At 69.1% G+C, this 24979-nt stretch carries 18 protein-coding genes; 10 read left to right on the plus strand and 8 right to left on the minus strand.

The features are described from left to right. Positions 1 to 17 precede the first annotated feature (17 nt). Complete coding sequence (locus tag ACIHAX_RS32505) at positions 18 to 701, plus strand: TetR/AcrR family transcriptional regulator (protein ID WP_364431034.1); 684 nt, start codon at positions 18 to 20, stop codon at positions 699 to 701. Positions 702 to 714: 13 nt separating this feature from the next. On the opposite strand, the gene ACIHAX_RS32510 is transcribed toward ACIHAX_RS32505, so the two are convergent. From ACIHAX_RS32510 to ACIHAX_RS32525, 4 genes are read right to left on the minus strand one after another with little or no spacing between them, the layout of a single operon-like run. Then, positions 715 to 1623 carry a short-chain dehydrogenase/reductase gene (locus tag ACIHAX_RS32510; protein ID WP_364431037.1) on the minus strand — a complete coding sequence of 303 codons (909 nt, stop codon included), beginning with the start codon at positions 1621 to 1623 and terminating at the stop codon, positions 715 to 717. Positions 1624 to 1628: 5 nt separating this feature from the next. Then, entirely contained in the window at positions 1629 to 3101 is a 1473-nt protein-coding gene (locus ACIHAX_RS32515; RefSeq protein WP_364431040.1) for an NAD(P)/FAD-dependent oxidoreductase, read from the minus strand. Positions 3102 to 3139: 38 nt separating this feature from the next. Then, positions 3140 to 4207 carry a PDR/VanB family oxidoreductase gene (locus ACIHAX_RS32520; protein WP_364431043.1) on the minus strand — a complete coding sequence of 356 codons (1068 nt, stop codon included), beginning with the start codon at positions 4205 to 4207 and terminating at the stop codon, positions 3140 to 3142. Next, positions 4204 to 5079 carry a metal-dependent hydrolase gene (locus ACIHAX_RS32525; RefSeq protein ID WP_356961934.1) on the minus strand — a complete coding sequence of 292 codons (876 nt, stop codon included), beginning with the start codon at positions 5077 to 5079 and terminating at the stop codon, positions 4204 to 4206. Before ACIHAX_RS32525 ends, ACIHAX_RS32520 begins: the two co-directional genes overlap by 4 nt. Positions 5080 to 5185: 106 nt before the next feature. Between ACIHAX_RS32525 and ACIHAX_RS32530 the strand changes: the two genes are divergently transcribed. Continuing rightward, positions 5186 to 5848, plus strand: a complete 663-nt coding sequence (locus ACIHAX_RS32530) for a TetR/AcrR family transcriptional regulator (protein ID WP_364431047.1) — start codon at positions 5186 to 5188, stop codon at positions 5846 to 5848. 88 nt (positions 5849 to 5936) lie between these two features. Here the strand turns inward: ACIHAX_RS32530 and ACIHAX_RS32535 are convergent, their stop codons facing one another. Next, positions 5937 to 6638, minus strand: a complete 702-nt coding sequence (locus ACIHAX_RS32535) for a helix-turn-helix transcriptional regulator (protein ID WP_397281422.1) — start codon at positions 6636 to 6638, stop codon at positions 5937 to 5939. Positions 6639 to 6814: 176 nt separating this feature from the next. Here ACIHAX_RS32535 and folE point away from each other — a divergent pair, with 176 nt between their 5' ends. From folE to ACIHAX_RS32575, 8 genes are all read left to right on the plus strand, one after another. Continuing rightward, on the plus strand, positions 6815 to 7411 hold the full coding sequence (gene folE, locus ACIHAX_RS32540) for a GTP cyclohydrolase I FolE (RefSeq protein ID WP_364431053.1): 597 nt from the start codon (positions 6815 to 6817) through the stop codon (positions 7409 to 7411). Positions 7412 to 7960: 549 nt separating this feature from the next. After that, positions 7961 to 9013, plus strand: coding sequence for a 3-oxoacyl-[acyl-carrier-protein] synthase III C-terminal domain-containing protein (locus tag ACIHAX_RS32545; protein WP_364431343.1), 1053 nt, complete (start codon positions 7961 to 7963; stop codon positions 9011 to 9013). Between the two features lie 8 nt (positions 9014 to 9021). After that, entirely contained in the window at positions 9022 to 9936 is a 915-nt protein-coding gene (locus ACIHAX_RS32550; RefSeq protein ID WP_364431056.1) for a hypothetical protein, read from the plus strand. Then, positions 9933 to 11606 (plus strand): fatty acid CoA ligase family protein, encoded by a 1674-nt coding sequence (locus ACIHAX_RS32555; protein ID WP_364431059.1) that lies wholly within the window; start codon positions 9933 to 9935, stop codon positions 11604 to 11606. Before ACIHAX_RS32550 ends, ACIHAX_RS32555 begins: the two co-directional genes overlap by 4 nt. A gap of 2 nt (positions 11607 to 11608) precedes the next feature. Next, positions 11609 to 11890, plus strand: a complete 282-nt coding sequence (locus tag ACIHAX_RS32560; RefSeq protein ID WP_356961926.1) for a hypothetical protein — start codon at positions 11609 to 11611, stop codon at positions 11888 to 11890. Then, positions 11887 to 12933: an NAD-dependent epimerase/dehydratase family protein gene (locus ACIHAX_RS32565; protein WP_397281425.1), complete on the plus strand. Its 1047-nt coding sequence runs from the start codon at positions 11887 to 11889 to the stop codon at positions 12931 to 12933. The genes ACIHAX_RS32560 and ACIHAX_RS32565 overlap by 4 nt, the downstream gene beginning before the upstream one ends. A 26-nt stretch (positions 12934 to 12959) precedes the next feature. Next, positions 12960 to 14159 (plus strand): peptide synthetase, encoded by a 1200-nt coding sequence (locus ACIHAX_RS32570; protein WP_397281427.1) that lies wholly within the window; start codon positions 12960 to 12962, stop codon positions 14157 to 14159. Further along, complete coding sequence (locus ACIHAX_RS32575; protein WP_355070957.1) at positions 14156 to 16264, plus strand: MMPL family transporter; 2109 nt, start codon at positions 14156 to 14158, stop codon at positions 16262 to 16264. The genes ACIHAX_RS32570 and ACIHAX_RS32575 overlap by 4 nt, the downstream gene beginning before the upstream one ends. 15 nt (positions 16265 to 16279) lie before the next feature. Here ACIHAX_RS32575 and ACIHAX_RS32580 read toward each other — a convergent pair whose 3' ends face one another. From ACIHAX_RS32580 to ACIHAX_RS32590, 3 genes are read right to left on the minus strand one after another with little or no spacing between them, the layout of a single operon-like run. Beyond that, positions 16280 to 16963 carry a hypothetical protein gene (locus ACIHAX_RS32580; RefSeq protein ID WP_397281429.1) on the minus strand — a complete coding sequence of 228 codons (684 nt, stop codon included), beginning with the start codon at positions 16961 to 16963 and terminating at the stop codon, positions 16280 to 16282. Between the two features lie 9 nt (positions 16964 to 16972). Continuing rightward, entirely contained in the window at positions 16973 to 18370 is a 1398-nt protein-coding gene (locus ACIHAX_RS32585; RefSeq protein WP_355070953.1) for a condensation domain-containing protein, read from the minus strand. A gap of 28 nt (positions 18371 to 18398) precedes the next feature. Next, positions 18399 to 24800, minus strand: a complete 6402-nt coding sequence (locus ACIHAX_RS32590) for a type I polyketide synthase (protein ID WP_397281432.1) — start codon at positions 24798 to 24800, stop codon at positions 18399 to 18401. Positions 24801 to 24979: the final 179 nt, after the last annotated feature.

The raw sequence follows: 24979 nt of genomic DNA on the forward strand, positions 1-24979 counted from the left end.
CTTTGTGAGGTGGCACCATGCCCGCTGAGTCGACGGCCGCGCGGCGCGGCAGACCGCCGCAGACTCCGGAACAGGCCGAAGAGGTGCGCGCCCGGATCGTGCTGGCGACGGCGGAAGTGTTCACCCGCACCGGTTCCCGCGGGCTGAGCGTCGCGCAGATCATCGAGCAGGCCGGGTTGGCACGGCCGACCTTCTACCGCTACTTCGCCAACGCGAACGAACCCCTGCTCGCGGTGCTCGACAGTTCCAACGACGGGTTGGTCGGCGGCATCCGCACGGCGCTGACGGGCACCGACGAGCCGGTCGAGCTGGGCATCCGATTGATCGACGCCTACCTGGGCTGGGCGCGCGGGCACGGCCCCATGCTGCGGCCGCTGTTCGCCGAGCTGCACGATCCGGGCTCGCCGGTGTCGGTATACCGGGAGCGCGCGCTCGACGACATCCGCGCGCTGGTACGCGAGACGTTCGCCGGGCTGGGCCGTCCGGTGCCGAGCCCGCTGGACCTGGACGCCGCGCTGCACCTGTGCGAGTACGTCGTCTACCGGATCTCCGCCGGTACCGCACCCGGCGCCGAGCCGGACGCGGACACCGTCGCGGCGGCACGCCTGACCATGATCCGGGTGCTGCTCACGACGCTCGGCACGCGAGCCGATGTGGAATACGCGCTGACGCTGCCCACGATCTTCCCCGCCGAGCCATAGCCCGGCCCGCGCGTCAGCGCGGAACCGGGGTGACGGGGCGGCTGTCGAGGACGCGCTGCTCGACCCGGTGGATCAGGTCGTGCACGCGCGGGTCCCGGGCCAGCCTGCTGTCCAGCACCACGTTGATCGCCCCGCGGAACAACGCGTAGGGCTCCCACTGTGGCGGCGCGATGGTGCGCGCGGCGCGACGGGCGATGCCGTCGGCGATGGATTCCGCCGCGTCGCGCACGGTGATGCGCAGGTTGAGCGGCCACGGCAGCAACGCGCCCAGATCGGCGCCCAGATCGTCTTCATCGAGGGTGCCGTGGGTCATCGCGGTGTCGACGATGCCGAAGTACGCCACGCCCGCGGTCGCGCCGACCGCGGCCAGCTCCACCCGCAGCGCCCGCCCGAACTGCTCGACGGCGGCCTTGCTGACCATGTAGGGCGAACCGGCCATGCCCGGCGCGAACGCCGCGGCGGAGGAGACCACCACCACGTGCCCTTTCGCGGCGACGATGTCGTCCAGCGCCGGATGCACAGTGTTGAACACGCCGGTCACGTTGATGCCGATGACCCGATCGAAGTCGCCGGGATTCATCGTCCGGATGGTCGCGGGCTCGGGTACCACACCCGCGTTGGCCACCACGACATCGATCCGTCCGAACCGCTCGCGCACTCGGGAGATGGCTTCGCGCATCCCGATTCGATCGGAGACGTCCGCGCGCACGACCAGCGCCCGCTCCCCCATCGAGCGCCCGACGGCCGCGGCGGTGGCCTCGTCGATGTCGATCAGCGCCACCGAAGCGCCAGAGGCGTAGAGCTTTTCGGCCAGTGCCCGGCCGATGCCGGTGCCCGCGCCGGTGATCACCACCACCCGGTCGCGGACATCCAGGTGCTCGGCGGGCGGGGAGAGAAGCTGACGCAGCAGGTCGACGACCACGGCGCTCACCCCGCCCGCAGCCGGTAGGACTCGTGATCGAAACGACTTGTGCGCCTGCGATACTCGAAGCTCCAGTTCGGGTACAGCCCCGCGTTGCCGCCGTCGGCGGTCTGGTAGTAGCTGCGGCAACCGCCGGTCAGCCAAGCGGTGTCGCGACTGCGCTCGGTCACCTCGTCGAGGAAGGCACGCTGCACCTCCTCGCGCACATCGATCCGCTGGATGTTCTGCGCACGCATGGTGGTCACGGCATCGACGATATAGCGCACCTGCGCCTCGATCATATAGATGGCGGACTGATTGCCCGCCGCCCCGAACGGACCCAGCGTGCAGAAGAAGTTCGGGAACCCGGCCATGGTCGTGCCGAGGTAACTGCTCGGCCGCTCCCGGTACCGCTCACCGATGGAGCGCCCGCCGATTCCGTGCACCCGATCGAAAACGGCGGGGGGAACACCGAATCCGGTACCCCAGATGATCGTGTCCACAGGGTGCTCCGCGCCGTCGGCGGTGACGATCGACCCGGCGCGGATCTCTCGGATGCCCTCGGTCACCACCTCGACGTTCGGTTGGGTCAGCGCCGGATAGTAGGCGTCGGAGAAGATCGCACGTTTGCATCCGATCACATAGTCAGGGGTGAGTTTGCGCCGCAGCTCGGGATCGCGCACCTGACGCAGCAGCTGGAGTCTGCCGAGCGCCTCGTACGGATGGCGGAATCGCTTGTCCACGAAGCCGACCAGACCGAACCCTTCGATGCCGGTGTAGTACAGGCCGCGCAGCGCGCGGCCGAGCGCGGGCACCCGGCGCAGCAGCGCGCGTTCGGCGGGCAGCGTGCGGCGATCCAACCGCGACACGATCCACGGCGCCGAACGCTGGAACACGGTCAACTCGCCCACCAGCGGTTGGATCTCGGGGATGAATTGGACGGCCGACGCGCCCGTGCCGATCACCGCGACGCGCTCGCCGGTGAGATCGTGCTCGTGGTCCCAGTGCAGTGAATGGAATTGCGCCCCTTCGAAGGTCTCCGCGCCCGGCAGCCGCGGGATCCGCGCCTCGCTGAACGGCCCGACGGCGGAGACCAGTACGTCCGCGGTCAGATCGCCGCGATCGGTGCGCAGCCGCCACCGCGTGGCCGCTTCGTCCCAGCGCGCCTCGAGCAGCTCGACGCCGAACCGCATGTGGCGCACCACGTCGTGGCGCGTCGCGACCGAGCGGAGGTAGGCGAGGATCTCCGGCTGCGACCCGTAGGTGCGCGACCAATTCGGATTGGGCGCGAAGGAATACGAATACAGATGCGAGGGCACGTCGCAGGCACAGCCCGGATAGGTGTTCGCCCGCCAGGTGCCACCGAGATCGTCGGCGCGCTCGAGCAGCACGAAATCCTCGATACCCGCCTCGCGCAGCGCGACCGCCAGACCGATTCCGGCTATCCCGGCTCCGATCACCGCGATCGGGACATGCTCCGGATGCGCAGCCACTGCCATGTCCTCCTCCCACCCGCGGGCGTCGTTGCCCGCCGAGCTCACAGATCCAGTTCGAGTTCGCCGCCGTGCGCGCGGGAGACGCAGGTCAGCATCGCCTCCGCGCGCTCGGACTCGAGCAGCGACCGGTCCCGGTGCTCCACCGCGCCCGCGAGCACCCGGGTCTTGCAGGTGCCACAGAAACCCTGCCCGCAGGAGTAGGCCACGCCGGGCAGCACGCGGCGGATCGCGCTGAGCGCGGACTCGTCGGCGGCGACCTCCACGTCGAACCCGCTGCGACGCAACCTGATCCGGAACGGCTCCCCGTCCCGCACGGGCAGCGGCGAGAACCGCTCGGTGTGCAGCGAGGCCGAGGGATCGTGCAGCGCGAGCACCCCGCGCGCGGCCTCGGCCAGCGGCGGCGGCCCGCAGACGTAGACCGCGGCGCCGGGCGGCGTCTGCTCGAAGATCATCCGCGCGTCGGGTACGCCGAACTCGTCGTCCGGCCGCACCACCACGTCACCGCCGGTGTAGCGGGCCAGGTCGTACAGGAACGGCATGCGCGTCCTGGAACGGCCCAGGTACATCAACCGCCACGGCACCCCGGCATGCTCGGCCGCGGCGACCATGGGCAGGATCGGCGTGATCCCGATGCCGCCCGCGACGAACAGATAACACGGCGCGGCGACGAAGGGGAACGCGTTGCGCGGCCCGCGCACGCCCAGGCGGTCACCCACCCGCAGATCCCGATGGATCTCCGCGGAGCCGCCCTCGCCGTCGGCGATGAAACGGACCGCGATGCGGTAGAACCCGCGGTCGGCGGGGTCGTTGGTGAGCGAATACTGCCGCTGGCGACCGGAGGGCAGGAAGACATCCAGATGCGCGCCGGGCGTCCACGCGGGCAGCGGGCCGCCCTCGGGGTGGCGCAGCCACAAGCTCACCACACCGTCGGCCTCCTGGCCGATCCGGTCGACGACCACCTCGAATTCGTAGCCGGTGCGGCGGACCGGATCCGGGCGCGAGAGCAGTCGCGCGGCGTCGCCTTCCACGAACAGCCGCTTGTAGGCGTCGGCCGCCGAGCCGATCAGGCGCAGTGCGGGCCCTGGTTGGAACCGCTCGACGGCGGTCACCCTCGCGCCGCCCGTGCCGCGGGCGACTGCGCGAGGTAACGCAGGGCGTTGTCCATCGGGCCGAGCTGCGACGGGTGGAAGCCCGGCCGCAGGTAACGCGGAATCTCGGTGAAGAAGGTCGTGAAGCTCGGCACCACACCGCGCACCGAGGCGCTGGCCATTTGGAGTGGCCAGAATCGGCCTTTGTGCTTCGACGGGTCCTTGTGGAACAGGTAGCCCCCGGAGATGACGAACAAGACGAGCAAGCCCGCGCTGGCCAGCAGCGCCTGCCGCGCCTTGCGCGCGTATCCGCCGTCGACGTGCATGTACGCGTCGTAGACGACGCTGCGATGCTCGACCTCCTCCGCGCCGTGCCAGCGGATCAGATCCAGCATCGCCGGGTGCATGCCCTTGGCCTCGAGCTTGTCGTTGGTGAGCAGCCACTCCCCGATGACCGCGGTGTAGTGCTCCATGCCCGCGAACAACGCCAGCCGCTCGCACAACCACTCCCGCTTGGCCCGGCCGGACAGCCCGTGGTCGCCGAGTATCCGGTCGACCAGCCAGGTGACCCGGTCGACCATCGGGCCGACCTCCAGGCCGAGCCGCTCCAACTGTTCGCGCGCCTTCTCGTGCGAACTGGCATGCATGGATTCCTGGCCGATGAAGCCGCGGACTTCCTCGCGTAACCGCTCGTCGTCGATCAGCGGCAGTGCCTCGGCCAGCGCCTGCGCCATCGCGCGCTCGCCTTCGGGCAGCACCAGGTGCATCACGTTGATGATGTGGGTGGCCATCGCCTCGCCGGGGATGTAATGCATCGGCACCGTGGCGAAGTCGAACTCCACGGCCCGCGCGTTGATGGCGTGTGTCTGGTCGGCATATACGGCAGAACCCATCTCGCACCCCTCGTGATCGATCGGTGGTCTTCGCAATGTATTGGTGACATCACATGCTGTCAACATCACATGATGTCAATTCGGCCGCTATGAGAGGATGACGGCCATGGACGAAGCCGACGGGTCGATTCCGGGCATGCGCCGCTGGCGCGGGCAATCCCCCGCCGATCGCGTCGCCGCGCGCCGGGAACAGCTGATCGAGGCGTGCACGGAACTGATGGCCACCGTGGGCGCGGCCGAGACGTCCATGCGAGGTGTCTGCCGTCAGGCCGGACTCACCGAGCGCTATTTCTACGAGAGCTTTCCGAACCTGGACGCGCTGCTGACCACCGTGCTGGACACCGTGGTACTGGGCGCGCGCGACCGGTTGCTGGACGAGCTGCCCAACGCACCCGTCGAGCGCGACGCGATGTTCCGCCACATGGTCGCCGTCTTCACCGACTATCTGCTGGAGGACCGCCGCCGCGGGCGGATCATGTTCGTCGAGTCGCAGGCCACGCCCGTGCTCTTGCCGCGCGCCTATGAACTCATCGGCCTTTTCACCGCGCCGATCGCGTTGGTCATCAGCGCGGGCGACTACACCGAGCCGATGCCCGACGAGCACGATCACGAACTCAACGCCAGCGCCATCTTCGGTGCGCTCGCCTATCTCTATCGCCCGTGGCTCGACGGCGAGATCCCGGTCTCCCGAGAGCGTTTCGACGCGCACACGTCCGACGTGCTCGAACGGATCGCCACAGCGCGCTCCTCGCTGAGCACCGAAGCCTAGCCCCGGACGCCGAGCGCCCGATCGGATCATGCGGCTCGACGGGCGCCACGTGAACGTGGCCGACCGGCTGCTCCGGGCCGGTGATCGATCACACGCGGCCGCCGGTCGAACGCAGCTCGACGCAGCATTCGCCCGCCGCCGGCGCGAGCATCGCCGTCACAGTGTCGGCTTCCAGGCCGTTCAGAAAGCCACGCAGATAGGCGTGGTTGATTCCGCACACCAGGTCCGGAGCCTTGGCCGCGAGTGGGTGGAACGGGCAGTTCCGCAGGCGCAGACATCCCGCGCTCTCCCGGCCGGGTTCGAACCCTTGATCGGTCAGCGTCGACTGCAGCAGCGTCAGCGCACGTTCGGCGCCGAGGCGTCCCGGCCGAAGTTGTTGCCGTAGCGCCTGTCCGTGTTCGGCGCCGCGATCGCGGGCTATCCGCATCGCGGCCTCCCGCGAGGTCTCGTCGGCCGACTCGGCGAGGACGGCGTCGGCGAGTATCTCCGCGAGCACCTGGTGGCGGCGTTCGGGAATGCTGACCTGGACCTCGGTGTCGGCGGGCTCGTAGACCTTCGGCGTGCGCCCGACCCGCCGGACGCCGCCGACCTGCTCGTAGCGGGCCCGCAGCAACCCGGCGTCGACGAGCTTGTCCAGGTGGAACGCGGCCAGCTTGCGGGATATCCCCACCTGCTCGGCGGCCTCGTCCCGGGTCACCGGGCGACGGGCGCGCCGGATGAACCGATACATCCCGCGCCGCAGTTCGTCGTCGAGGGCGGCCACTGCACCGATCGCCGCATCGCTGGTCACAGGATCACGATAGCACTCACCATACTGGTCGAAATATGTTTCGAGGCAATATATGGCGAGCTCTTGACCACATCGGACTATTTAACCAATAATAATTGTCGTAATCAGCCGACCGCATTCGGACCAGCCACGGCGGTGCGCCACGAGGCCGCCCTCGACATGGGGAGCCAGCGTTCATGTCCCATTCCGCGTTACGAGTCGTCCACGACTCCGGCGCCACCGTCGACCTGACCGCCGCCGAGCGTGCGGCCGGCGAGTTCCTCTCCGCGCTCGGCGTCGGCCTCGACGACGAACACCTGAAGGCCACCCCGGGCCGCATGGCACGCGCCTACGCCGAACTGTTCACTCCCCGTCCGTTCGACCTGACCACTTTCCCCAACGACGAGGGCTACGACGAGCTCGTACTGGCCCGCCGCATCCCGTTGCGGTCGGTATGCGAGCACCACCTGCTGCCGTTCGTCGGAGTCGCCCACGTCGGTTACCTACCGGGCGACCGCATCCTCGGACTGTCCAAGCTCGCCCGCATAGTCGAGCACTTCTCCTGCCGCCCCCAGGTACAGGAACGACTGACCAAACAGATAGCCGACTGGCTGGCGACGAATTTGAGCCCCAAAGGGGTCGGGGTCGTCATCGAAGCCGAACACACCTGCATGACCCTGCGCGGCGTGCAGGCGGTCGGCACGACCACGGTCACTTCCACCATGCTCGGCACACTGCGTGACGACGCCCGCTCTCGCCAGGAGTTCTTCTCCCTCACCGGGATCGCGCCCTGACCATCTCCACCGTCGAGCTACAACCCCCGCCGAGCAGCGACCGCCCACACCGCGGCGTCGCTCGGATCGTTCGGTGCGTCCAGTAGCGAGCAAACCTTCTGCGCCACAGCGATGTTCGGCGCGTATCGGAGCACTGGCCGCATCGCTCCGATCCCGCACCGGACGCACGGTTCGCAGTGAAGTCACTCACATCCGACGAGAGAGACGCCTCCCCGAGTACTCGCACATTGCCGCCATTCGGCAATAGCCGATCGGTTGCCATTCCGAAAGCGACGCATTCGCCCACCCGGGGCGCCACGTACTGCCCGCGCCGCGAAACACCGTGACAAGCCGAAACGGCAGCTCACATCGCAATACTGCGAACGCCATAGCCAGCCGATCACCGGTTGGTGATACCTCACGAAACAGATACCATCGGCAGTGATTTCCGTCTCAGACGGAAGGCCCGAAGGTGATATAGCCATTCGTTGTTACTGTCGGGTAGTGTTCACTGCACCGACGATCAGAGTCGATCCGGAACCGTATTTCCCCACGATTTCAGGAGCGCTCGTGTCTCCCCATTCTCGTTTCGAATCCATCGGCGCCTATCTGCCTTCCAGAGTCGTCACCACGGAGGAGCTTCTTTCCGGGCTGAAAGAACCGCCTTCATTCGATCTTGAGAAAATAACCGGCGTACGTGAGCGCCGGGTCCGCGATACCAGGCCGGAAAGTCACGAGGACTCGTTCACACTGGCCATGCAAGCTGTGGAAGACTGTCTGTCCAGGTCACAGTATGCGCCGGAGGAGATCGACGTCATCATCTCCGCCTCGATCACGCGGAGCAAGCACGCGACCAGGGTGTACATGGAGCCGTCGTTCGCCGGTTCGATAAGCCGCCTTATCGGTGCCAAGAACGCGATCACATTCGATATCACAAATGCCTGTGCAGGAATGCTCACCGGCACGTACATCCTGGATCGGATGATCCGGTCCGGCGCCGTTCGCAATGGCCTCGTGGTCAGTGGTGAAGCCATTACCCCGATCGCCGAGACCGCAGTTGCCGAGATTTCCCAGAAATACGATCCGCAATTCGCTTCGCTGTCCGTCGGCGACTCCGGATGCGCGATCGTGCTGGATCGCGCGGTCGATGAAAACGACATGATCCACTACATCGAAATGATGACCGCCGCGGAATACGCGCAGTTGTGTCTGGGCATGCCGAGCGGCAAGACGCAAGGCATCGCGATGTACACCGACAACCGCAGGATGCACAACGAGGATCGCTTCCTGCTCGGCACCAATACCCAGCGGAAATTCCTCGAGGCGCAGGGCAAGACCTTCGCCGACGAGAAGTTCGACTACGTCATCCACCATCAGTTCGGCGCCACCGCCATTCCGTGGATGAACGCGATCGCCGAGCGCGAGTTCGGCAGTCCGATGCCGCCGGACCTGCGGGTCATCGAGAAGTACGGAAATACTTCCACCACTTCGCATTTCATCGTGCTGCACGATCAGCTCAGCGAGCAGAGCATCCCCGCGGGCTCGAAGTTGCTGCTGGTGCCCGCGGCTTCCGGCATCGTTACCGGGTTCCTGTCCACCACCATCTCGTCGCTGAAGGTCTGAGGCCGGTCATGAGTGTGCGTATCAAGTCCAGCGCGATCAGCCGCGGCGGCGACACCAACAGCATCGTGGAGCACAACGGGCGCGCGGCCAAGCGGTGCCTCGAGCGTGCCGGCATTCGTCCCGACCAGGTCGGCCTCCTGATCAACGCGGGTATCTTCCGGGATTCCAACACCGTCGAGCCCGCGGTGTCGGCGCTGATCCAGAAAGCGGCCGGAATCGGCCTGGAGTACGCCAAGGACGACCCGAGGACGTTCTCGTTCGATCTGATGAACGGCGCGATCGGCGTGCTCAACGCGGTGCAGGTGGCCACGTCGGTCCTGGAGACCGGCAGCGCCGAGCACGTGCTCGTCGTCTCCGGCGACACCCATCCGTCCCTGCTGCGTTCCGTCGGCGACGACCGGTTCCCGTACGCCACCTGCGGCGCGGCGCTGCTGCTCGAACACACCGACGAGCCGACCGGCTTCGGCAGGGTGCACACCGTCGCGGGCGAGGGCACGCCCGCGGTCGAGGCCTACGTCGACGTGACGACCATGGGCAACACCGGCCGCGGCGCCATGACGGTGGAACGCGAGCCCGGCTTCGAGGACCGCCTGCTGGAGGTGGCCGTCGACGCCGCGCGCCTGGCGCTCGCCGAATCCGACCACGCCTCGCTCGACGAGATCGCGCTGATCGCCTCGACGCCGAGCCCGGAGTTCCCGAAGAAGCTGGCCGCCGCGCTCGGCATCGACGAAAGCTCGGTTCGCACACCGGATCTGCGCGACGGCGACCCGCACACGGCCACGCTCACCGCGGCCTACGACCAAGCGGTAGCGGACGACACCCTCGCCGCTCATCGCCAACTGCTGTTCGTCGCGGCGGGCGCGGGTCCCTCCGCGGCGGCGGTGCTCTACCGGCTGCCCGTCTTCGCCGGGGCGCCTGCGTGACAACGGGAACCTACTGGCAGGCCATCGATCGGTTTCGTGCGGTCGTCCGCACCGACCCCACCCGGGTGGCCGTGCGCTACGCGGACGGGGTCGGCCCCGATGGCCTGCCGGCCTACCGGCACCTGACCTATCGCGAGCTGGACGCGTGGTCGGACACGATCGCCCAGCGGCTCGCCGCGTCGGGTGTCGGCACCGGGACGCGCACCATCGTGCTGGTGCTGCCGAGCCCGGAGCTGTACGCGATCATGTTCGGGCTGCTCAAGATCGGCGCGGTGGCCGTGGTGATCGACCCGGGCATGGGCGTGCGAAAGATGTTGCGCTGCTTGCGCGCCGTGGACGCCGAGGCGTTCATCGGCATCCCGCAGGCGCATGCGCTGCGCGTGTTGTTCCGGCGCGGCTTCCGCACCGTCCACACGGTGGTGACGGTCGGCAGACGCTGGTTCTGGCGCGGCGAGTCGCTGCGGGACTGGGGCCGCACGCCCGCGGGCTCGATGCCCGTGGGCCGCCCGGCCACCGAGGACGATTTGCTGCTCATCGCTTTCACCACCGGCAGCACCGGCCCGGCCAAAGCCGTGCAGCTGACACACGGCAACCTGGCCGCGATGGTGGAGCAGGTGCATGTAGCACGCGGGGAGGTGGCGCCGGAAGCCTCCTTGATCACCCTTCCGCTGGTCGGCGTGCTGGATCTGCTGCTCGGCTCGCGTTGCGTGCTGCCGCCGCTCATCCCGAGCAAGGTGGGCGCGACCGATCCGGCGCATGTGGCCGACGCGATCGAGAAGTTCGGGGTGAGTACCATGTTCGCCTCCCCCGCCGTACTCATCCCGCTACTGGAATACCTGCGTGCCCACCCGACTCCGCTCGCGTCGCTGGAGAGCATCTATTCCGGTGGCGCTCCGGTGCCGGACTGGTGCATCGCCGGACTGCGCGCGGTGCTGGGCGAGGACGCGAAGGTGGTGGCGGGATACGGGTCCACCGAGGCGCTGCCGATGTCCACCATCGAGTCCAGGGAACTGCTGGGCGGTCTGGTCGAACGGGCGCACCGCGGCGCGGGAACCTGTATCGGCAGGCCCTCCTACCAGGTGCAGGCGCGCGTCGTCGCCATCACCGACGACCCCATACCGACGTGGGCGCGGGCCGAAGAACTCGCGGGCGGCCTGGCGGACACTCGTGGCATCGGCGAACTGGTGGTGAGCGGGCCGAACGTCAGCACCAGGTATTACTGGCCGGAACAGGCGAACGCGTTGGGCAAGATCGTCGACGGCGATCGGATCTGGCATCGCACCGGCGATCTCGCGTGGATCGACGAACAAGGGCGGATCTGGTTCTGCGGGCGCAAGAGTCAGCGCGTGGTCACGGCGCAGGGACCGATGTTCACCGTCCAGGTGGAGCAGATCTTCAACACCGTCGCGGGTGTGGCCCGCACGGCGCTGGTCGGGATCGGTCGGCGCGGCGCGCAGCGACCGGTGCTCTGCGTCGAAGTGAAGCCGGGCGCCGACCCGGCCGTCGTCGAGCCGGCGCTGCGGGCCCACGGGGCGCAGTTCGACCTCACCAGGACGATCGCCGACTTCCTTGTCCATCCGTCGTTCCCGGTGGACATCCGGCACAACGCCAAGATCGGGCGCGAAGAGCTCACAGGGTGGGCGGCCGAGCGCCTCGGAACGGACACCTGATCATGAAAACAACCGCACTGCGGGCGGTTCCCGTCCTGGGATGGCTGTATCTGGCGGGCGGCGCGCTCGCCGCGACCACCGGCCGTGCCCCCGACAGCCGGATCCTGCGCACCGTCTGGTGGATCGACGCGTTCCTCAGCGTCGTCGTGCACGCGGCCCAGATCCCGGTGGCCTTGCGCGCCGCCGAGGGATCCGGCAGCGGCCGCCTCCGTACGGCGATATTGACGCAGATCTTCGGCCTGACCTGGTGGCGGACCCAGCCCGGCAAGGAGAAAAGGCAATGAGCAAAGTTCTGGTGACCGGCGCGTCCGGTTTTCTGGGCGGAGCGCTGGTGCGCAGGCTGGTGCGCGACGGCGAGCACCATGTATCCATCCTGGTGCGCCGCACCAGCGATCTGTCCGACCTGAGCGCCGACCTCGACAAGATCCAGCTGGTCTACGGCGACCTGACCGATCCGGCGTCGCTCGAGCGAGCGACCCGCGGCGTCGACATCGTGTTCCACAGCGCGGCACGGGTGGACGAGCGCGGCACCCGGGAGCAGTTCTGGAACGAGAACGTCCGGGCCACCGAGCGGTTGCTGGAGGCGGCCCGGCGCGGCGGGGCCGCGCGGTTCGTGTTCATCTCCAGCCCGAGTGCGCTGATGGACTACTACGGCGGCGACCAGATCGACATCGACGAGTCGGTGCCGTATCCGCGGCGCTACCTGAACCTGTACTCGGAGACCAAAGCCGCGGCCGAGCGGGCGGTGCTGGCCGCCGACACCGAGGGATTCCGCACCTGCGCGCTGCGCCCGCGCGCGATCTGGGGTGCGGGCGACCGGTCCGGTCCCATCGTGCGGATGCTCGGGCGGGCCGGCGCGGGAACGTTGCCGGATCTGTCGTTCGGCCGCACCGTGTACGCCTCGCTGTGCCACGTCGACAACATCGTCGAGGCCTGTGTTCGAGCAGCCGCCTCGGACACGGTGGGCGGCAAAGCGTATTTCATCGCCGACGCCGAGAAGACCGACGTCTGGGGTTTTCTCGGCCAGGTGGCCGCCCGGCTCGGATACCAGCCGCCGACCAGGAAACCCAACCCCAAGGTGATCGACGCGGCGGTGCGCGTCATCGAGACGATCTGGCGCATCCCCGCCGTCGCGACACGCTGGTCGCCTCCGCTCTCGCGCTACGCCGTCGCTCTGCTAACCCGCAGCGCCACCTACGACACCAGCGCCGCCGCACGCGATTTCGGCTACCGGCCGGTCGTGGACCGCGACAGCGGGCTGACCGCCTTCCTCACCTGGCTGGAAGGCCAGGGCGGAGCGGTCGAACTCACCCGCGATCTGCGCTGAGCACTTCCCCGTTACCGGAGACCAGCATGAGCAACGCCCCCGTCTTCCGCAGGAAGATCACCCCCACCGAACGCCTCTATTTCTCCACGCGACAGGTCACTCCGCCGTTCGTGATGCACATCGCCGTCCACGGCGAGGGCAGCCTTGATCCGGCCGCCGTGCAGGCCGCCGTCGACGTGGCCTCGGCGGCCGCTCCCGGCACCCGCCTCGTCCGCGACGGCCGCGACTGGGTGGACAGCGGTCTGGCCGCCACCGTGCGCGTAGTGCCTGGATGGTCGCTGAACTACGACGCACTGGAGCACGACGCGGTGCTCGACAGCCCGATCGGTCCCACGCCGGACCGCACCACCGAGGTGCTGCTGCTCACGGGTGCGCAAACCACCGTGCTGTTCCGCGCCTTCCACGGCGTGATGGACGGCATGGGCATGCGCATGTGGGTGGACGACGTATTCCGCGCCCTGCGGGGACAGCGTCCGCTCGGCGCTCCCGACCCGGTCGCGGACGCCGAACTCGTCGCGCGGGTCGGCGCTGCGGGCAGACCGACTTTGGTGCTGCCCACATTCCAGGCGCCGTCCGGACGCGGCAGCCAGGATCCGGCGGCCCCGCGCTGGCTGCTGCGCCACCGCACGATCGAGGCGACCGGCAGGGGCATCGTCGCGCGCGTGGCGGCGATCCTGGCCGAAGAGTCGGAGACGAAGTCGCGCTTCATGATTCCGGTCGATCTGCGCAGGCACGATCCCGGCTTGCGGTCCACCGCGAACCTGGCGCTGCCCCTGTTTCTCGACGTGGCGCCAGGCGAAGACTGGGAGACGGTCAGGGAGCGGATGCGGGTCGGTCTGCGGGAGAAACGCGAACTGAACGAATTGGACAACGGCAAGCTGTCGAAGTTCCCGGACGCCGTCATTCGCACGGCGCTGCGCGGGAGCAACTGGCTGGGGGCACGGCTGAACCGGAACATGGTGTCGGCCACCGTCTCCTATATGGGCGCCTGCGATCTCGACGAGATGGCCGTGCCCGGCTGGACACCGACCTCCATGCGGTTGCTGCCGCAGCACAGCGGCGCGATGCCGCTGCTGTTCGCCATGGTCGAATCGCGCGGGAAGCTGGAGCTGACCGTCTCCTGCCGCAACGGCGCGGGCATCGAGCCCCGGCTGGAGGCGCTGCTGGACAAGATCACCGCGCGGCTCGAGGCCGAGCTCGCGCCGCACGATGCGGCCGTGGCATGACCGCCATCGCCCGGGTCGTCCTCGCCCGGCCACGGATGGTGCTCGCCGTCGTGACCGGGGTGATGCTGCTGTCCGGCCTCCTGGGCATCGGAGCGTCGGACAAGGTCACCGCTGCCGGGTTCATCGATCCCGGCAGCGAGTCCGCGCACGTGGATCAACTCGTGAGCGAGCACTTCGGACCGCAGAATCCCGACGTGGTCGTGCGCTACACCGCTCCGGAGGGACAGACGCTCGACGACATCGGCCCCTTGGTGCAGGAGGCGCTGGCGCGGATCGATCCGGCGATGCTGCAACGGCCGATCGAAACCTATTGGAACGCTGGGTTCGCGCGAAAGCAGTTCCTGCGCGCGGCGGACGGACGGCACGCGCTCGCCGTGGTCTATCTCGCCGGTGACGCCAACCAGCGTGTCGCCGTGTATCCCGACATCGAACCGCTGCTTCGCGTTCCGGGTGTTCCGGCCGATCTGTCCGGCTACAGCGCGGTCTCCACGGAGATCAACGCGCAGTCCCAGCACGATCTGGTCCGGGCGGAAGCGCTCTCGCTTCCGCTGACGCTGCTCATCCTGGTGCTGGTGTTCGGCGGTCTGGTCGCCGCGTCCTTCCCGGTCGTGGTCGGCGGCCTGACCGTGCTCGGCGCGCTGGGCGCCATCCGCGTGCTCGCCGAACTCACCGAGGTGAGCACGTTCGCGGTGAACATCGCCTCCCTGCTCGGCCTCGGGATGGCCATCGACTACGGGCTGTTCCTGGTCACCCGATTCCGCGAGGAGGTCGCCGAGGGGCACGACGTGCGCGCCGCGATCACCCGCACCTACTCGACCGCGGGACGCACCATCGCGTTCTCGGCACTGCTGCTGGTTTGCGCGTTCGCGGGTACGTTCGTCTTCCCGCAGGCGGTGCTGCGCTCGCTCGGCATCGGCGCGATCACCGCGGTCGCCCTGGCCGCCGGACTCTCGCTCACCGTGCTGCCCGCCCTGCTCGCCCTGTTCGGCGCGCGCATCGGCACCGCGCGCGCGATCGATCGCACCGACCGGTTCTGGGGCGGCCTGGTCGACCGCGTGCTGCGGCGGCCGGGGCTGGTGACCGTGGTCGTCGGCGCCGTCCTGCTGGTCTTCGCGGCGCCGTTGGCCGGGCTGCGGCTGGGCGACATCGACCACCACGCGTTGCCCCCGGACAACGCCATGCGCGTCACCATCGAAGAGCTCACCGCGCAGTTTCCCGCGGCGGGCAGCGGAGCCACCGCCGTGCTGCACGGCACGAACGGGCCGCCGCAGGCGGCCGCGGTTGATGCCGTCGCGGCGGCACTGGGCAAGGTCGACGGTGTGCGGCAGGTCGTCCAGGTGGGTCGCGCCGAGGATTTCGTCGTCTTCCACGCGTTCCTGCGCGATACCGACCGCACCGAAGCGGCGAGCGCCTCGGTGCGCGGCATCCGTGCCCTGACGCCGCCGGACGGCACCGCACTGTGGGTCGGCGGCGACACCGCGGCCACCGTGGACAGCGTGCGGTCCATCGTCGCCGGGATGCCGTGGATGATCCTCGTAATGGTCGGCGCGACGTTGGTGCTGCTGTCGACCGCGTTCCGCTCGGTCGTCCTGCCGCTCAAAGCCGTCGCCCTCGCTTTCCTGAGCCTCGCCGCGACCTTCGGCGTGCTCACCTGGATCTTTTGCGGCGGGCATCTGTCCGGCGTACTCGGCGTGAGCACCGGCCCGATCACCGCGGGCATGCTCGTGCTGATCATCGCGGTCGTCTTCGGCCTGTCCACCGACTACGAGGTGTTCCTGCTCTCCCGCATGGTCGAAGCGCACGACGCGGGCGCCGACACCGCGGCGTCGGTGCGCGCGGGCACCATCAAGACCGCGCGCGTGATCACCGCCGCGGCAACCTTGCTGGTGATCGTCACCGGGGCGTTCACCCTCTCCCCGCTGACCCCGATGCGCTTCCTCGGTCTGGGCATGATCATCGCACTCGTCGTGGACGCCACCCTCGTCCGCATGCTCTTGGTGCCCGCGCTGGTCCAGCTGATGGGCCCGGCCAACTGGTGGTCACCGCGCCGCCGCATCATCCCGGCCACCGTCGCCCGCATCCGGGAACGCACGTCCGCGGCCTGACGGAATCCAGCGGTGCTAAGCGACCAGTTCGAGCAGGCCGCGTGGATCCCACGGCATCGGCCCGGTCGGGAAACTCATCCGGACCAGTCGGTGCGGGGCGACCGCGTCGAAGTGGGCCACCGCGGGTGGCAGGAACCCGCCGATCATCTTTTCCACCATCGTGTTCAGCCCCGTGAGCCGCGGCCGCAGCCGTACCTGCCAGCTGGTGATGCGACCGGCGGGTACGTCGACGACGGTGCGCTGCTCCACTTTCGCCCCGAGCGGGATGTGCACCGAGAAGGCGAGCCACAGGTCGACGCACTCTTCGGCGCCCTCGGCGAAGTCCAGGCCGCGCAGCAGCGTCAGGCCGCCGGCGAGCGGCATCACATTGGCCGGAAACGGCGCGATCCCGCCGCCGAACTGAAGATGGGTGGTGCCGACGAAGTTGGCCTCCTCGCGGCTGACGACCGTGGTGCCCGAACGTGTCTCGGCGCGATAGCGCTCGGCCGACAACCGATCCCCGGAGCGCTGGAATCGCTGCTCGATGGTCATCGCGAAATTCGCGTGTCCGATGCCGACCTCGAGCATCGAGCGGTAACCGTCGCCGTCGTGCGATACCACGCTGATCAGATCGAGCTTCGGCGGCCGATCGGTCACGCTGACGGTGTAGACGGACTTCTCTCCGTCGGGTATCCCCGGGTCACGAAAAGCGGTGCGCACATGTCCTCCTCACACTGTGTCCTCGGCCGCCGCCGCGAACACCGCTTCGAGGGTGGCCACGTAGCGCTCGACGGAACCGTGCGCCACCGGCGTGTCCGGGTAGATGACGCTCAGCGTGGTCTCCGACGCGAGCCGGTTGATCCAGATCAGCACCTGTTCGGACGCGGCGCGATTGGCGTACAACCCGCACGACGCCAGGTCGAACACCTCGTTGCCGAGCAGTTCTCGGGCGTCGACGTAGGAGATCATCGGCGTGGACCAGCCCGGTTCCAAGTCGAGATCGGAGTCGGCGGGCAACAGTTCCACCACGCGCTGGAACGAGGTGGGAGCCAGGCGCAGGCCGTTCTCGTAGGCGTGCTGCGCGATAGCCGCGGCCCGGGCGAAGGTGGTGGTCGGCGCGATCGGAAAGGCCACCGGCAGCAACGTCACATACCAGCCGACCGACGCGCGTTCGGCGGCGGAACCGCGGGTGCTGACCGGTGTCATGCCGAAGTAATAGTCGCTGTCGATGAGCTCGCGCTCGGCCAGCGCCGCCGCGGCGAAGATGCCGCCGACGAATTCCGCGCCGTTGTCACGGCAGACCCGCTCGAACCGTAGCGCGGTGTGCTCGTCGAACAGCGTGACCGTGCGGTGCGCACTGCGGTTGTACACATCGGTCCGCCTGCCCAGATCCAATGGGAAGGAGGGCAGTTCGCCGTCGTTCCCGCGAATGAGCTCCAGCCACTTCTGGACGCCGGGCGAGGCGAGCGTCATCCGGCCGGTGTACTCCCGTTCGGCGGTGCAGTAGTCGAGATAGCTGGCCGCGGGATGCAGCATGCCGACGTCCTCCCACACCTCGCGCAGATACAGCAGCGCGAGGTCGAACCCGGACAGGTACTGGCCGAATCCGTCGGTGTGCAGATGATCGACCGCCAGGTAGACCGTCGTCGAATCCTCGCGTTCGATCGCCCCGAAGGTGAAGCAGTCCCAGTCGAAGGGCCCCGGCGTCGTCTTCTGGACGTGATCGCGGATCGCCCTTGCCTCGTCCACGTGGCCGTAGTCGACCGGCACGAAATCGACGTCCTCCGCGGGCACCAGGTGACGCTCGATCGCACCGGCGGCGTCGACCCGAAACCAGGTTCGGAAGGTGTCGTGGCGCAACAGGAACGCGTTGATCGCCCGCGTCATCGCGGCCAGGTCGAGGCCGCCGGTCGGGATCTCCGCGGTCACCAGGCACAGGCCCGAGTACCGGAAATCCGCGTCGGCGTGCCGATCGGCGAGCCGCAGATACTGCTCCTGCTGGTGCGAGGGCGGAGCCGGGTGCACCGGCGCCCGGCGGGCGCGCGCCACCGACTCCGGCGACGCCGCCCAGCCGACCAGCCGGCCCGGCCCCGGCTCCCATTCATCGATCAGCCCGAAACGGACCACGGGGACACCTCGTTTCGACGGCGGTCGGTCACGGCCTGGCCCCGGCCGTCATCAGCGCCGGAACGCGCTCGGCCGCAGCGTCATTCGAAGCGGTCGGCGCGACCGGATCCGTGACCGGCTGCGCCTGACCGGAATCGGCTGCCAGGATCAGTTCCGCCACCTTCGGTCCGGCCTGCTCCAGGCTGAACGAACGGCCCATCTGCAGTGACATCAGGTCGATACCGAGGGTCTTGGTGACCCGCGCGCCGAGTTCCACCGCCATCAGCGAATCCAGCCCGAGTTCTGGCACCGGAACGGTCATGTCGATGGACTCGACCGGCACGCCCATGACGACGGCGAGTTCCTCGGCCATCTTGCGGGCGACGAAGGCCCCGCGCTTGCCCTCTTCGATCGCGGCCACCTCCGCGCGCAGCCGAGCCAGCTCGGAGGTGTCCTTGGCGGAGGCCTGCGCGAGCGCGGTGGTGCGGCCCGTGCGGGTCAGCTGCGGGAAGGTGCCGGTCAGCTTGGCCCAGTCGGTCGGGATGATCGCCGCGCGGGCCACGCCCAAGCGCAGTGTCTGCTCGAGATAGGCGGTGGCGTCGGCCATGTCGATCGGATCGAAGCCGACCAGATCGAGGTACTTCAGGGCCGTCTCGTCGGCGGCCATGCCGCCCGTCGCGCCCGACAGGTGACCCCAGCCGACGCACAGCGCCCGCTCGCCGGCCCGGGACCATTCCTCGGCCAGCGACTCCACCGCCACATTGGCCGCGCAGTAGTTGTACTGCCCGTAGATGCCGTACATCGAGCCGCCCGAGGAGCACAGCACGAACATGTCCAACCCGATCCCGGCGTCGGCCACGGCTCGATGCAGTACCCGGGCACCGTGCACCTTCGGGCGATACACCTTGTCCAATTCCTCGAATCGCATCGCGTCCAGGCGATTGTCGGCCACCGCGCCCGCCGCGTGGAACACTCCGCGCAGCGGGTGCTCGGCGCCGTGGGACCGCGCGACGATCGCGGCGACCGCCTCCGGGTCGGTGACGTCGGCCCGCTCCTCGATCACCTCGACGCCTACGGTGCGCCACGCCTCGAGCTGGCGGCGTGCCTCCTCCGTACTCGCGCCGCCGCGGCCGAGCAGTACCAGCCGCCGCGCCCCGCGCAACACCAGCCAGCGCCCGATGGCCATCCCGAACCCGCCGAATCCGCCGGTGACCAAATAGGTCGCCGCGCTGCGGATCTCGAGATCCGGTAGGTAAGGCCGCACCGCCGGGGTGGGTGAATCCAGGCGCAGCGCGATCCGGGACAGACCGGTCGAGCGGATGGTCTCCTCGAACGCCCTGGCCACCTCGTCGGTCTCGAACAGCCGGTAGGGCAATGGTTTGTAGGTGCCCGCGAGCACCTTCTCGTAGACCCGCTGCAACAAACGAGCCAGCCGCTGCGCGTCGACGGCGACCAGGCGGTCCAGATCCATCGAGAAGTACGCCAGGTTCTTGTCGAAGTTGGACATCTCCAGCAGGCCGCCGGTGTAGATGTCGGCCTTGCCGACCTCTACGATGCGCCCGAATTCCGCGACGGCGTTGAAGTTCTGGCGCAAAATCTCACCCGGCGCGCTGCTGAGCACCACCTCGACGCCCTTGCCGCCGGTCAGCTCGAGCACGTCGTCCACGAAGTTGAGCGAGCGCGAGTCGATCGCGTGATCGGCACCGAGGGCGAGCACGTGGGCGCGGCGCTCGTCGGTACCGGCGGTGCCGATGATTCGTGCCCCACGATCCTTGGCCACCTGGATCGCGGCCGTGCCGACGCCGCCCGCGGCGCCGTGGATCAGCACCGTCTCCCCCGGTTCCAGCCGGGCCAGATCCAGCAGCGCGTACTCGGCCGTGCCGAAGGCGATGGTGCTGGTGCAGTAGGCGGGATCGGCGTCGGCGGGCAGCGGGATGGTCAGTTGCCGGTCGACGACGACGTAGCGCCGCATCATGCCCTTGGCGGCGACCGCGACCAGATCGCCCACAGCGAGGTCGGTGATCTCCTCGCCGACCCGCACCACCTCGCCGACACCCTCCATTCCGGGCACGGTGCCGAAATAGGTGGGCGCCAACTCGCGCTCACCGAGCAGGCCGATGACCTTGAGCGGATCCTTGTAATTCAGGCCGATGATCTTCATCCGCACCTCGACCTGCCCCGGTCCGGGTCGGGGCCGCGGGCACTGCCGCCACGCCAACGCCGACAGCAGGCGGGTCCGGGGCAAGTCCAGCGCGAAGTTGGCTTCCGGGTCGGTCATGGGTTCGGCGGTGTCGAGGGCGTCCAGGCGCGCCTGCAGCGGCTTGGTCACCAGCGGCGCCCAGCGCGTGCCCGCGCGCAGCACCACCTCGTCGAGGTTGTCGTTCCAGAACGCGCCGGGCACGGCCAGTTCTCCGAGCAGTTCGCCGATCTCGGTGCCGGGTTCCACGTCGATCAGCCGCCAGCGCAGCGCCGATTGCTCGTTGAGCAGCACCCGGCGCGCACCGGCCAGCGCGGCATGATTCGAGTTCGGCGGGATCGGGCTGTCCGGCAGCGCGAACGCGCCCTCGGTCACCAGCGTGGCATGGCACCAGCCGTCACCGAAGACGCTCTGGGGCCCCTGTTCGGTGGCCTCCGGGTGGACGAACTCGTCGAGAGCGACCGCGATCCGCTCCAGTGTCCACAGATCGGCGACATCGTCCTCGACGGCACCCGCGACCACGCAGACGTGCAGCCGGTCGGCGCCTTCCGCCTTGGCGGCGGCCAGGGTCGCGGCCAGATCGGCGGCGAGTTCGCGGCTCGCCACCCCGGCCACGTAGAGCCGGGAGCCCGGGATCGCGGCGGCCAGCTGCCCCGCCCTTCGGCAGTCGCCGCCCAGCGCGACGATCACCGTGGACACCGAATCCCGCGGCAGCGCGGCGGGATCGAGGGCATCGCGCGGTTCGAGCGTCTCGGCGTAGTAGAAGTCGACCATCCGGTGCAGCGGATCCTGGCCCGGCGCGAGCGCACCGATCTGCAGGCCGCTCAACCGCATCACGAGGCTGCCTTCGTCGTCCAGCAGATCCACCTCGGCGCGCAGCCGGGCCCGGGGATCGCGGCGCGCGACCACGGTGATCCGCTCGGGCAGCGGCGCGACCAGCCGCACCGCCGCGACACCGACCGGCACCAGCGTGCCCTCGTCGATCCTGGCGTCGGCGAACAGCAGGGCCGCCGACTGCATCGCGGCGTCGACCACCGCGGGGTGGGCGAGATGTCCGGAATCCGCGGCGATGGCGCCGTCGACGGTGGCCACCACCGCGTCCGCGCCGACGCGCACGGAGGTGACGCGACGGAAGGCCGGTCCGTACTGCAGTCCTGCCGCGGCCAGACCGCTGTAGAACATCCGCGGGTCGATGTCGAGACCGACGTCCAGGGTGGGCACCGTGACCTTCGTCGGCTTGTGGCTGCCGGTCAGCGTGCGGCCGAACGCGTGCACCGTCCAGGCCGTCCCGGTCGCCGAGCGCGATCGGATCATGAACCGGCCGCTGGCCTCCTCGACGGTGAGCGCCACCAGCGGCACGTCCGGCGCGCCCATGATCAGCGGTGCCACGAACCGAACCTGTTCCAGCGCGACGCGTTCCACGCCCAGACGGGCGGCCGTCGCGCTCAGGGCGGCATCCAGGTACGCCGCGCCCGGCATGATCTTGACGCCGTTCACCACATGATCGGCCAGCCACGGCAGCAACTCGGTGCCGACCTGTAGCAGCCAGTCCGGCCTGCCCTCGACGTCGGGATCACCGAGCATGGCGTAGGCGCCGGGGGTGCCCAACCGGGCCTGCTCGAACAGCGGCAGCGCCGCGTGCAGCCGGGTCCGTTGCCACGGATAGCGCGGCAGCGGCACGTGCGGAGTGGCCTGCGCCGGGAACAGCTCGTCCAGGTCGAGCACGCCCGCGCCGTAGAGGCCGATGAGGGTGCGGCGGATGCTCACCGAATCCGGCTGCTTGCGATCCAGCGTCGGCACGGTCGTGCCGTTGACGTCCGCGCCGAGCAGCGCTTCGCGGATGTTGCCCGAGAGCACCGGGTGCGGGCCGACCTCCAGGAAGACCCGGCTGTCCGCGCCGATCAGCTTCGCGACCGCGTCCGCGAACCGGACGGGCTGCCGCACATTCGCGCACCAGTACTCCGCGTCCCAGTCGGGGCCGACAACTTGTTCGCCGGTGACCGAGGAGTACAGCGGCACGGTCGGCGTCATCGGCGTGAGCCCGGCCAGCGCCGCGCGCAGTTCATCCAGGATGGGGTCCATCAACCGGCTGTGGTACGGCACCTCGACGCGAAGTCTGCGCGCGAAAATGCCGTCTTCGGTGAGCTTTTCGGCGATCTCGTCGAGGCGGTCGACGTCACCGGACAAGGTCAGCGAACTCGCACTGTTGATCGCGGCGACATCCACCCGCTGGTCGTCGCCGACGAGTTCGCGAGCCTGCTCGGGCGACATCCCGACCGCGAGCATGCCACCCGATCCGGCGGTCGTCGCCTGCAACCGGGCCCGGTGGTAGGCCACCAGCACCGCGTCACGCAGCGACAGCATGCCGCTCACGTAGGCCGCCGACACCTCGCCCACGCTGTGCCCGACCACGGCCGCGGGCCGGATGCCGTACTCGGCCAGCTCCCGCGCCAGCGCCACCTGCACGAGGAAGTTGGCCGGCTGCGCCACCTCGGTGCTGGTGACCCTGGACTCCTGCTCGGGCCGCAGCAGCTCCTCGATGATCGACCAGCCCGCGATCGAACGGAACTCGGCGTCGACCGCCTCGGCCGTGTCGGCGAAGACACCTCGGCTGCGGAGCGATTCGCGTGCCATCCCCCACCACTGCGGACCCATGCCGGAGAACACGAACACCGGTTCGGCCGTGCGCGCCACGATCGTCCGCGCGGCGTCGCGGCCCAAGCCCGCGGCGAACGAGCGCAGATCGCGGACGAGGTCGGCGGTGTCGTCGAGGAGCACGCCCGTGCGGTACTGATGGTGCGCCATGCGCGTCCAGGCGGCCTCGGCCAATTGTTCCGGGTCGGCGCCCGCGGCGATCAGATCGCCGAATCGACCGGCCAGCGCCCGCGCCGCGCCGGTGCTGCGCGCCGAGATCGGCAGGACGCCGAAGTGCCGCGGGGGCGAGACAGGTTCAGCGGCCGTCGGCCGGAACTCCTGCAGGATGGTGTGGGCGTTGGTGCCGCCGTAGCCGAAACCGTTGACCGCGACCGTCATCGGCTCGGCGTCGGCGGGCAGCGGCTCCGCCTCGAGTTGGACGTGCAATCCCAACTCGTCGAACGGGATGTCCGGATTGGGTTGGTCCAGCCAGCCCTGCGGCGGGATGGTGCGATGCCGGATCGCCAGCGCCGCCTTGATCACGCTCGCGATACCGGCCGCGGCCTCGGTGTGCCCGAGTGTCGACTTCACGGAGCCGACGCCCAGTGAGCCCGTGCGCCCCGCGGGCGCGCCGAACACTCGGCCGAGCGCGCGCAACTCGACCGGATCGCCGACCAGCGTGCCGGTGCCGTGCGCCTCGACGTAGGTGATCGTCTCCGGCGCGAGGCCAGCGCGGCCGCACACCGAACGCGCCAGTGCCTCTTGGGCTTCGGCGCTGGGCACGGTGATCGCGGTGGTGCGGCCGTCCTGATTCGAACCGGTCGCCTTCACCACCGCGTAGATCCGGTCGCCGTCGCGGACCGCGTCGTCGAGCTTCTTCAGCGCCACCATGCCCGCGCCCTCTCCCCGCCCGTAACCGTCGGCCGAGGCGTCGAAGGACTTGCAGCGGCCGTCCGCGGCCAGGAAACCACCCTTGCACATCAGGACGAAGGTCTCCGGTTGCAGCATCACGTTCACGCCGCCCGCGAGCGCCACCTCGCAGTCGCCGTTCTCCAGCGCCTGGCAGGCGAGATGAAACGCGACCAGCGACGACGAGCACGCGGTATCGACCGTGAGCGCGGGTCCGACCAGATTGAGCGCGTATGCGATCCGGTTGGACAGCATGGTGTAGGACGCACTGGCCGGGGTGTGCATGTCGGTGTGGAACAGAGCCGGGCCGACCACGCCGATCACCGACTGGTCCACCACGAATCCGCCGACGTAGACGCCGATCGAGCCGCCCGCCGCGCGTCGCGCGATCCCGGCGTCGTCGAGCGCCTCCCAGGTCACCTCGAGCATCAGCCGCTGTTGCGGATCGAGCACGGTCGCCTCGCGAGGGGAGATGCCGAAGAAGTCCGGGTCGAATTCCCACGGGTCGATCGTCATGAACGCCGCGCGCTTGGTGTAGCTGCGCCCCGGCGTACGCGGTTCCGGATCGTAGTAGCGGCGGTAATCCCAGCGATCGGCTGGCATTTCGACCACGCCGTCCCGTTTGTCCAGGACGAATTCCCAAAAGGTTTCGGGCGAGTCGATGCCCCCCGCAAACCTGCAGCCGATGCCGACAATTGCAATATCCGACATGCACATCCTCCGGGTCGGATCCAGTTCGATCGCCATTCTTTTTCCGGCGATTCACGAATCAGCCTGTGCACACTTGGCGTCCGGCCCAGCGTAACGGCCGCCGCACCGGCCGTCGTGGGCTCAGGGAGACTTCACAATCCGCTTGCGAACCGAGTTGTGGCATCTCGAAATTCCGGATC

Source organism: Nocardia sp. NPDC051929 (genome assembly GCF_044548645.1).
In the GTDB taxonomy this organism is placed as follows: Bacteria; Actinomycetota; Actinomycetes; order Mycobacteriales; family Mycobacteriaceae; genus Nocardia; species Nocardia sichangensis.

What these genes read in the sequence shown, in the direction of transcription:
- ACIHAX_RS32505 (WP_364431034.1), top strand. Translation starts at nt 18, where the DNA reads ATGCCCGCTGAGTCGACGGCCGCGCGGCGCGGCAGACCGCCGCAGACT.
- ACIHAX_RS32515 (WP_364431040.1), bottom strand. Translation starts at nt 3,101, where the DNA reads ATGGCAGTGGCTGCGCATCCGGAGCATGTCCCGATCGCGGTGATCGGA.
- ACIHAX_RS32525 (WP_356961934.1), bottom strand. Translation starts at nt 5,079, where the DNA reads ATGGGTTCTGCCGTATATGCCGACCAGACACACGCCATCAACGCGCGG.
- ACIHAX_RS32530 (WP_364431047.1), top strand. Translation starts at nt 5,186, where the DNA reads ATGGACGAAGCCGACGGGTCGATTCCGGGCATGCGCCGCTGGCGCGGG.
- folE (WP_364431053.1), top strand. Translation starts at nt 6,815, where the DNA reads ATGTCCCATTCCGCGTTACGAGTCGTCCACGACTCCGGCGCCACCGTC.
- ACIHAX_RS32550 (WP_364431056.1), top strand. Translation starts at nt 9,022, where the DNA reads ATGAGTGTGCGTATCAAGTCCAGCGCGATCAGCCGCGGCGGCGACACC.
- ACIHAX_RS32560 (WP_356961926.1), top strand. Translation starts at nt 11,609, where the DNA reads ATGAAAACAACCGCACTGCGGGCGGTTCCCGTCCTGGGATGGCTGTAT.
- ACIHAX_RS32565 (WP_397281425.1), top strand. Translation starts at nt 11,887, where the DNA reads ATGAGCAAAGTTCTGGTGACCGGCGCGTCCGGTTTTCTGGGCGGAGCG.
- ACIHAX_RS32570 (WP_397281427.1), top strand. Translation starts at nt 12,960, where the DNA reads ATGAGCAACGCCCCCGTCTTCCGCAGGAAGATCACCCCCACCGAACGC.
- ACIHAX_RS32575 (WP_355070957.1), top strand. Translation starts at nt 14,156, where the DNA reads ATGACCGCCATCGCCCGGGTCGTCCTCGCCCGGCCACGGATGGTGCTC.
- ACIHAX_RS32590 (WP_397281432.1), bottom strand. Translation starts at nt 24,800, where the DNA reads ATGTCGGATATTGCAATTGTCGGCATCGGCTGCAGGTTTGCGGGGGGC.